At 52.0% G+C, this 1,811-nt stretch carries 1 protein-coding gene; it reads left to right on the forward strand.

Going from position 1 to position 1,811, the window contains the following annotated elements; translation table 11 throughout:
* Positions 1-116 precede the first annotated feature (116 nt).
* Positions 117-1,727 (forward strand): long-chain fatty acid--CoA ligase, encoded by a 1,611-nt coding sequence (locus ACUVTU_RS13110; protein ID WP_445890402.1) that lies wholly within the window; start codon positions 117-119, stop codon positions 1,725-1,727.
* The last annotated feature ends 84 nt before the right edge of the window (positions 1,728-1,811 follow it).

Here is a 1,811-nt window from a genome sequence, read left to right on the forward strand (position 1 = left end):
AATATCGCAGAATATCAATGGTTTTTAAAAATTTATTTCACGGATTCAGGATATATCCAATCAACTGATTGTAATAAAACTTATAAATATTAAAAATCGGAGGTGCCTTGCCGACCATGATGAATTATCCCCTCTTGATCAAAAACTGTATTCTGGAAAGGGCTAAAAATATTTATCCGAAAAAGGAAATTGTCTCCCGGGACTACAATGGCATGTTTCGTTATAATTACGCCCAGTTTTATGAGCGGGTTTGCCGGCTGGGCAGTGCCCTGCAAAAGCTGGGTGTGCAGAGGGGAGACCGTATAGGCACCCTGGCCTGGAACAACCACCGCCACCTGGAGCTGTATTTTGCCGTTCCCTGTTCGGGCGCTGTTTTACATGCCCTGAACTTGCGGCTGTTCACTGAACAATTGATATATGTGATCAACCACGCGGCCGACAGCTATATTTTTGTAGATATGGACCTGGTGCCGCTGTTGGAAAATATCCAGGACAAGCTGAGCAGTGTAAAAGGCTATGTGATTATGAGCCCGGAGACCGAGCTGCCCCAGACCAGACTCCAGCCGGTATACAGCTACGAGCAGTTGGTCAACGAAGGGGATCCCGGCTTCCAGTTTCCCGCAGACCTGGATGAAAACATGCCGGCCTCTATGTGCTATACGACAGCCACCACGGGTAATCCCAAGGGTGTAGTTTATACACACCGCTCCATAGTGCTGCACTCCTTCTCCGAGTGCATGGTGGATTCGCTGGCTGTATCCGAGGCCGAAGTGGTACTGCCGGTCGTGCCCATGTTTCACGTGAACGCCTGGGGCCTGCCCTTTTCTTGCACTATGGTGGGCGCAAAACAGGTTTTTCCCGGGGCCAGGCCCGATGCCAAAGTGCTCTGCCAGCTTTTCCAGGATGAAAAAGTGACAGCCACGGGCGGTGTGCCCACCATCTGGATGGCCGTGCTGGCCGAGCTGGAGAGAGAACAGTACGATCTGAGCAGTTTGAAGACAATTGTCAACGGTGGTTCGGCTCTACCCCGGGCCATTCTGGAAGGCTATCGCCGCAAGCTGGGCATTGATATTATCCATGCCTACGGTATGACCGAGACCTCTCCGCTGGTGCTTTACAACTATACCAAGAGCTATTTGCGAGATCTCTCGGCAGAGGAATATACCCAGTTGAAGCTCAAGCAGGGCTTGCTGGTGCCCGGTCTGGAGATGCGCGTAGTCAACGAAAAGGGTGAGGATGTGCCGCGGGACGGCCGGACCATGGGCGAACTGCTGCTGCGCGGACCCTGGATTGCGGGTTACTACTACAATGAGCCCGAGCGTAGCCGGGAAACCATTGTGGACGGCTGGCTGCACACCAATGATATTGCCACAGTGGACGAGGAAGGCTATGTGCAGATTGTAGACCGCACCAAGGATCTGATCAAGAGCGGCGGCGAGTGGATTTCTTCGGTAGATCTGGAGAACGCCATCATGTCGCACCCGGCCGTGGCCGAAGCTGCCGTTATTGCCATGCCCCACCCCCGCTGGGATGAGCGTCCGCTGGCCTGTGTGGTGCTCAAGCCCGGCACCAGTGCCAGCGAGGAGGACATTATTAAGTACCTTTCGGATAAAGTGGCCAAATGGTGGCTGCCGGACAAGGTGCTGTTCATTGATGAAATTCCCAAGACGTCTGTGGGCAAGTTTGACAAAAAAGTGCTGCGGTCCAGGTATGCCACATCATCTTAACCAATCACAGTCAACCCTCTCCTTCTTAAATAAAACCTGAATCCGTGAAATAAATTTTTAAAAACCATTGATATTCTGCGATAT

This window comes from Desulfurispora sp. (genome assembly GCF_052744395.1).